General features: G+C 57.8%; 7 protein-coding genes. 5 read left to right on the top strand and 2 right to left on the bottom strand.

What is annotated here, in order from left to right:
• Both glnD and map read right to left on the bottom strand, forming a co-directional pair.
• Positions 1-1,409: [protein-PII] uridylyltransferase (gene glnD, locus D6877_RS18570; RefSeq protein WP_130911718.1), on the bottom strand; the 1,409-nt coding region annotated here is incomplete at its 3' end.
• A 40-nt stretch (positions 1,410-1,449) separates the two neighbouring features.
• Positions 1,450-2,232 (bottom strand): type I methionyl aminopeptidase, encoded by a 783-nt coding sequence (map, locus tag D6877_RS18565; RefSeq protein WP_016771477.1) that lies wholly within the window; start codon positions 2,230-2,232, stop codon positions 1,450-1,452.
• Between the two features lie 373 nt (positions 2,233-2,605).
• Between map and rpsB the strand changes: the two genes are divergently transcribed.
• From rpsB to uppS, 5 genes are all read left to right on the top strand, one after another.
• On the top strand, positions 2,606-3,343 hold the full coding sequence (rpsB, locus tag D6877_RS18560; protein ID WP_003222119.1) for a 30S ribosomal protein S2: 738 nt from the start codon (positions 2,606-2,608) through the stop codon (positions 3,341-3,343).
• 191 nt (positions 3,344-3,534) lie between these two features.
• Positions 3,535-4,398, top strand: a complete 864-nt coding sequence (gene tsf / locus D6877_RS18555) for a translation elongation factor Ts (protein WP_016771476.1) — start codon at positions 3,535-3,537, stop codon at positions 4,396-4,398.
• Between the two features lie 210 nt (positions 4,399-4,608).
• Positions 4,609-5,352 carry a UMP kinase gene (pyrH, locus tag D6877_RS18550; RefSeq protein WP_003222124.1) on the top strand — a complete coding sequence of 248 codons (744 nt, stop codon included), beginning with the start codon at positions 4,609-4,611 and terminating at the stop codon, positions 5,350-5,352.
• Complete coding sequence (gene frr, locus D6877_RS18545; protein WP_007954771.1) at positions 5,349-5,906, top strand: ribosome recycling factor; 558 nt, start codon at positions 5,349-5,351, stop codon at positions 5,904-5,906. Before pyrH ends, frr begins: the two co-directional genes overlap by 4 nt.
• Before the next feature lie 14 nt (positions 5,907-5,920).
• Positions 5,921-6,618 (top strand): polyprenyl diphosphate synthase (uppS, locus tag D6877_RS18540; RefSeq protein ID WP_130911716.1); only part of this gene is annotated, 698 nt, incomplete at its 3' end.

Here is a 6,618-nt window from a genome sequence, read left to right as displayed (position 1 = left end):
TTGATCAGATTCAGCGTGTGCGCATCGACCGTATAAATGTGGAACAGGTCATGCTGCATCTGCCCGACGATAAAGCCGAACTCCGGCAGATAACGCCCGAGAATGCCGTAGCGGTTCATCCGCCGCAGATTGCGATGAATGCCGATCTTGCACTTGAACAGCTCGATGAACAGGCTGGTGTTGCGGATGTCGTTACGGAAGTTGTCATCGATCAGGTGCCGATGCTCGCGCAGCAAACGAATGGTGTCGGCGCGCACGCCTTTGATTTCCGGCTGCTGGGCCATCAGCACGAAAATTTCCAGCATGGCGAACGGCGTGCGGCGGAACACGTTGTCATTGCGCGCTTCGATGTAACCGTCATGCAACTGGAAGCGCGAATTGATCGGTTGCGGCGGCGCTTCGTCTTCCGGGGCGAGGATGACTTCCTCGAAGTGCTGGATGATCAGATCGCTCAACTGGGCGATGCTCATCACCGTGCGGAAGTATTGCTGCATGAAGTTTTCGACCGCCTGTTTGGCGTCGTCTCCTTCAAAGCCGAGCAGGCCGGCAATGGTGCGCTGGTGATCGAACAGCAAGCGGTCTTCGGAACGACCGGCGAGCATGTGCAGGGCGTAGCGCACTTTCCACAGGAATTCCTGGGAGGAGGCGAGCAGGGCGTTTTCGCTCTCGACCAGAAAGCCTTCGCCAGCGAGGGCGCGCAGGTTCAGGGTGCCGTACTGACGGCGGGCCACCCACAAAATGGTCTGAATATCGCGCAGGCCGCCGGGCGAACCTTTGACGTTCGGTTCGAGGTTGTATTCGGTGTCGTTGTATTTGTGGTGACGGGCCTTCTGCTCGGCACGCTTGGCGAGGAAGAACTCCTTGGCCGGCCACATGTGCGCGGTGCTAGTGACGTCGAGCATGCGCTGGCGCAGACGCTCGGGGCCGCAGATGGTGCGGCTTTCCATCAGGTTGGTGACCACAGTCAGGTCGGCGCGGGCCTCTTCTGCGCATTCGTCGACCGAGCGCACGCTCTGGCCGACTTCCAGACCGATGTCCCACAGCAACGTTAGAAAACGCTCGATGGAGTCGCGGAAAACTTCGTGGTCGGCACTGTCGAGCAGGATCAGCAGATCAATGTCGGAATAGGGGTGCAGCTCGCCACGACCGTAGCCGCCTACCGCCACCAGAGCGATGTCGGCGTCTTCGCTCCAGTTGAACTGCTCCCAGGCCTTTTGCAGGATGTTGTCGACAAACCAGGCGCGGTCCTCGATCAGGCGGCGGATGTCGCGGCCATTGCGAAAACGCGTGTCGAGGACCTCGCGGGCCTGGCGGATCGCCTTCTTGAACGCCGCGATAGGACTCGCTTTGAGGGCCAGTTCAGCCTGGAACTGGCCGCGGTCGAAGAGTTCGGGATCCACCTGCGGCATCGATTGGCTTTCCTTTTATAGGCTGGGAGCGTTTTGTGAATCAGGCCGAGACGCGCGGGATGGTGTCATCGCTGCGCAAGGTGAAGATCTCGTAACCGGTGTCGGTGACCAGCAGGGTGTGTTCCCACTGGGCCGAGAGCTTGCGGTCCTTGGTGATCGCGGTCCAGCCGTCGCCCAGAACCTTGGTGTCGGCCTTGCCCTGGTTGATCATCGGCTCGATGGTGAAGGTCATGCCAGCCTTCAGCTCCATGCCGGTACCAGCGCGACCGTAGTGCAGGATCTGCGGTTCTTCGTGGAAGACCTTGCCGATACCGTGGCCGCAGAACTCGCGTACCACCGAGAAACCGTTCTTTTCCGCGTGCTTCTGGATGACTTCGCCGATGTCGCCGAGGCGGCAGCCGGGTTTGACGATTTCGATCGCCTTGTACATGCATTCCTGGGTGACCTGCGACAGGCGTTCGGCCCAGACCGGTACCTCGCCGACGTGGAACATGCGGCTGGTATCGCCGTGGTAGCCGTCTTTGATCACCGTGACGTCGATGTTCAGGGTGTCGCCGTTTTTCAGCGGTTTGTCGTTCGGGATGCCGTGACAGACCACATGGTTGATCGAAGTGCAGATCGACTTCGGGTAGCCCTTGTAGTTGAGCGGCGCAGGGATGGCCTGCTGCACGTTGACGATGTAGTCGTGGCAGATCTGGTTGAGCTGATCAGTGGTCACGCCCGGTTTGACATGTTCGGCAATCATTTCCAGCACATCGGCGGCCAGTTTGCCGGCGACACGCATGCCAGCGATGTCCTCGGGGGTTTTGAGGTTGACGGTCATACAGGCTCTCTCTGCGCTCGGCGGCGCTTACGGATACGAGTTGGGTGGCAAGCGTACATTTTGCGACCCTGAAAAACGCGATTCTACCAGACGGGAGGCGCAAATCCGCGCCTGCATGTCTGGCTTGTGTCTATACAATGGTGCCCATCGAGCCGATTCCAAGGGGGCTGCGCCCGTGTCCCTGGTGCGAATACAGATTCCGGGTTCCGTTTCTGCGCACCCTGTGGTATAAAATGCGCCGCTTTCCGGGGATGCCCCGAAAAGCTTAAATCCACACACGTGTCGACACGATGACCTGGGTGCCTTGGGCTTTATGCCTCTGGTTGGTCATTGGGATACGTGGAGGCCAAACCCGACTTATCAAGGAACTATCATGTCCCAAGTCAACATGCGCGATATGCTGAAGGCCGGTGTGCACTTCGGTCACCAAACCCGTTACTGGAATCCGAAAATGGGTAAGTACATTTTCGGCGCGCGTAACAAGATTCACATCATCAACCTTGAAAAAACCCTGCCAATGTTCAACGAAGCTCTGACTTTCGTAGAGCGTCTGGCCCAGGGCAAAAACAAGATTCTGTTCGTCGGCACCAAGCGTTCCGCTGGCAAGATCGTTGCTGAAGAAGCAGCACGTTGCGGTTCGCCGTACGTCGATCACCGCTGGTTGGGCGGCATGCTGACCAACTTCAAGACCATTCGTGCTTCCATCAAGCGTCTGCGTGACCTTGAAGTTCAAGCCGAAGACGGTACTTTCGCCAAGCTGACCAAGAAAGAAGCGCTGATGCGCTCCCGTGATCTTGAGAAGCTGGATCGTTCGCTGGGCGGCATCAAGGACATGGGCGGTCTGCCAGACGCACTGTTCGTGATCGACGTTGACCACGAGCGCATCGCGATCACCGAAGCCAACAAGCTGGGCATCCCGGTCATCGGCGTTGTCGATACCAACAGCAGCCCGGAAGGCGTTGACTACATCATCCCAGGCAACGATGACGCCATCCGCGCTATCCAGCTGTACATGGGTTCGATGGCTGACGCAGTTATCCGTGGTCGCAACAATGTTGCTGGCGGTACTGTTGAATTCGCAGCTGAAGAAACTCAGGCTGCAGCTGAGTAATCGACGCCCCTGGCGTTGACTCAGTAAGCAAAAAGGGGGCTTGGCCCCCTTTTTGCCACCTCGAAAACCATTTGTCGGCGCCCACGTCTGTATTTGTCATGTGCGGCAGCCAACATGGGTGGTTCGGGAAGAATTGAACGCCCGTTCGATCGGGTGGAATGGTTGAAAACCTATCCAAGAGGAATTTGAAAATGGCAGCAATTACTGCAGCGTTGGTCAAAGAACTGCGCGAGCGTACCGGCGAAGGCATGATGGATTGCAAGAAAGCCCTGGAAAAGGCTGACGGCGACATCGAAAAAGCCATTGATGACATGCGTGCTTCGGGCGCCATCAAGGCTGCGAAAAAAGCCGGCAACGTTGCCGCTGAAGGCGCAATCGCCATCAAATCGAATGACAAGGCAGCCGTACTGCTGGAAGTCAACTCGCAGACCGACTTCCTGGCTCTGCAAGACGACTTCAAGAACTTCGTTGCTGCCAGCGTAGAAAAAGCTTTCGACGAAAAACTGACCGACGCAGCTCCGCTGATCGCCGCTCAGGAATCGGCTCGTGAAGCCCTGGTTGCCAAAGTCGGCGAGAACGTCAACATCCGTCGTCTGGTACGCGTAGAGGGTGACGTTGTCGGCACCTACCTGCACGGTAACAAGATCGGTGTTGCTGTTGTCCTGAAAGGCGGTGACGTCGAGCTGGCCAAAGACATCGCTATGCACGTTGCTGCAAGCAACCCTGAGTTCCTGCTGCCTTCGCAAGTCTCCGACGAAGCGATCGAGCGTGAGAAAGCTGTGTTCCTGCAGCTGAACGAAGAAAAGATCAAAGGCAAGCCAGAAAACATTGTTGAGAACATGGTCAAGGGCCGTATCAGCAAGTTCCTGGCAGAAGCGAGCCTGGTCGAGCAGGCGTTCGTCAAGAACCCTGAAGTCAAGGTTGGCGAACTGGCCAAGAAAGCCGGCGCTGAAATCGTTTCCTTCACTTACTTCAAAGTAGGCGAAGGCATCGAGAAGCCGGTCGACAACTTCGCTGAAGAAGTTGCTGCCCAGCTGGCTGCCGCCAAGCAATAAGACGGTTTTTCAACTGTCGCCCGAAAGAGGCTGCCCGCTCACGCGCGCAGCCTCTTTTCAGATGGGGTTACCAATTTTTTATTTGGTTTCCAACCGGAACTGACTTACAAAGCCATGTTCCGATGGCGCTGCAGCAGCGCCAAGCTAGAGTGAACGCCAGCTGTAAACAGCTCGCAAAGAATTTTAAATACGCCGCAGGAGAGATTCGCAATGGCTCAGCAGGGCAGTGGTTATCAGGCTCGCTATAAACGCATTCTACTCAAGCTTAGCGGCGAGGCCCTGATGGGCTCGGAAGAGTTCGGGATCGATCCTAAAGTATTGGATCGCATGGCGCTGGAAGTCGGCCAACTGGTCGGCATCGGCGTCCAGGTCGGTCTGGTGATCGGCGGTGGCAACCTGTTCCGTGGCGAAGCACTGAGCAAAGCCGGTATGGATCGGGTCACAGGCGACCACATGGGCATGCTGGCCACTGTGATGAACGCCTTGGCCATGCGCGATGCGCTGGAACGTGCCAATATCTCGGCCATCGTCATGTCGGCCATTTCCATGGTTGGTGTGACCGATCACTACGATCGCCGCAAAGCCATGCGCCACCTGAACTCCAAGGACGTCGTGATCTTCGCGGCCGGTACCGGCAATCCGTTCTTCACCACGGATTCGGCAGCCTGCCTGCGTGCAATCGAAATCGACGCCGACGTTGTGCTCAAGGCCACCAAGGTTGATGGCGTGTACACCGCAGACCCGTTCAAAGACCCGCATGCCGAGAAGTTCGATCATCTGACTTATGATGAAGTACTGGATCGCAAGCTGGGCGTAATGGATCTGACTGCTATCTGCCTGTGCCGCGATCACAAGATGCCGCTGCGCGTTTTCAACATGAACAAGCCCGGCGCCCTGCTGAACATTGTGCACGGCGGCGCTGAAGGGACTTTGATCGAGGAAGGCCAACAATGATCAACGAAATCAAGAAAGACGCCCAAGCGCGTATGCAGAAATCCCTGGAATCTCTGAACCACGCGTTCGGCCAGATTCGTACCGGCAAGGCTCACCCGAGCATCCTCGGCAGCGTCATGGTGCCTTATTACGGTACCGACACTCCGCTGAGCGGCGTTGCCAACGTCACCGTAAAGGACTCTCGCACCCTGCAGGTCGTGGCGTTCGAGCGCAACATGCTCGCGGCTGTCGACAAGGCAATCCAGAGCGCCGGTCTGAACCTCAATCCGACCAACCTCGGCGAGTTGCTGTTGATCCCGATGCCGGCCCTCACCGAGGAAACCCGCAAGGGCTTCACCAAGCAGGCCCGCAGCGCAGCTGAAGACGCGCGCGTTGCTGTGCGCAACATTCGTCGTGATGCCTTGGGTGAGCTGAAAAAACTGGTCAAGGACAAGGAGATCAGCGAAGACGAAGAGCGTCGCGCCATCGCTGATATCGACAAGCTGACCAAAGAATCCGAGGCCCAGATCACCAAGGCCACGGACGAGAAAGAAAAAGACCTGATGGCCGTATAAGGGTCGAGTTTTAAATGGACAAGACCAAGCAGACTGCGCCGTCCGCGGTGCCGCGCCATGTCGCGATCATCATGGATGGCAATAATCGCTGGGCGAAAAAACGCTTTATGCCGGGTGTCGCCGGGCATAAAGCGGGCGTGGATGCTGTGCGGGCGGTGATCGAGGTGTGCGCTGAGGCCAAGGTCGAAGTCCTGACCCTGTTCGCCTTCTCCAGTGAAAACTGGCAGCGCCCGGCCGATGAAGTCAGCGCCTTGATGGATCTGTTCTTCAAGGCGCTTCGTCGTGAGGCCAAGCGCCTCAACGACAATAACATCAGCCTGCGTATCATTGGTGATCGCTCGCGTTTCCACCCTGAGCTTCAGGCGGCGATGCGCGAGGCCGAGGCCATGACCGTCGGAGCCAACCGCTTTGTCCTGCAGATCGCCGCCAATTACGGTGGCCAGTGGGATATTGCCCAGGCCGCACAGCGCCTGGCGCGTGAAGTTCAGGCTGGGCATTTGCGCCCGGAGGACATCACCCCGGATTTGCTGCAGACCTGTCTGGCCACCGGCGATCTGCCGTTGCCCGACCTGTGCATCCGCACCGGTGGCGAACATCGCATCAGCAACTTCCTGCTATGGCAACTGGCCTACGCCGAGTTGTACTTCTCCGACCTGTTCTGGCCGGACTTCAAACACGACGCCATGCGCACCGCGCTGGCCGATTTCGCTTC

It is taken from the genome of Pseudomonas sp. Sample_9 (assembly GCF_004307535.1).
GTDB lineage: Bacteria > Pseudomonadota > Gammaproteobacteria > Pseudomonadales > Pseudomonadaceae > Aquipseudomonas > Aquipseudomonas mercuritolerans.
This window is presented reverse-complemented; position numbering and strand designations above follow the sequence as displayed.

Bases quoted from the DNA above. Each gene is read 5' to 3' on its own strand.
- map (WP_016771477.1), bottom strand. From the start codon at position 2,232: ATGACCGTCAACCTCAAAACCCCCGAGGACATCGCTGGCATGCGTGTC.
- frr (WP_007954771.1), top strand. From the start codon at position 5,349: ATGATCAACGAAATCAAGAAAGACGCCCAAGCGCGTATGCAGAAATCC.
- rpsB (WP_003222119.1), top strand. From the start codon at position 2,606: ATGTCCCAAGTCAACATGCGCGATATGCTGAAGGCCGGTGTGCACTTC.
- tsf (WP_016771476.1), top strand. From the start codon at position 3,535: ATGGCAGCAATTACTGCAGCGTTGGTCAAAGAACTGCGCGAGCGTACC.
- pyrH (WP_003222124.1), top strand. From the start codon at position 4,609: ATGGCTCAGCAGGGCAGTGGTTATCAGGCTCGCTATAAACGCATTCTA.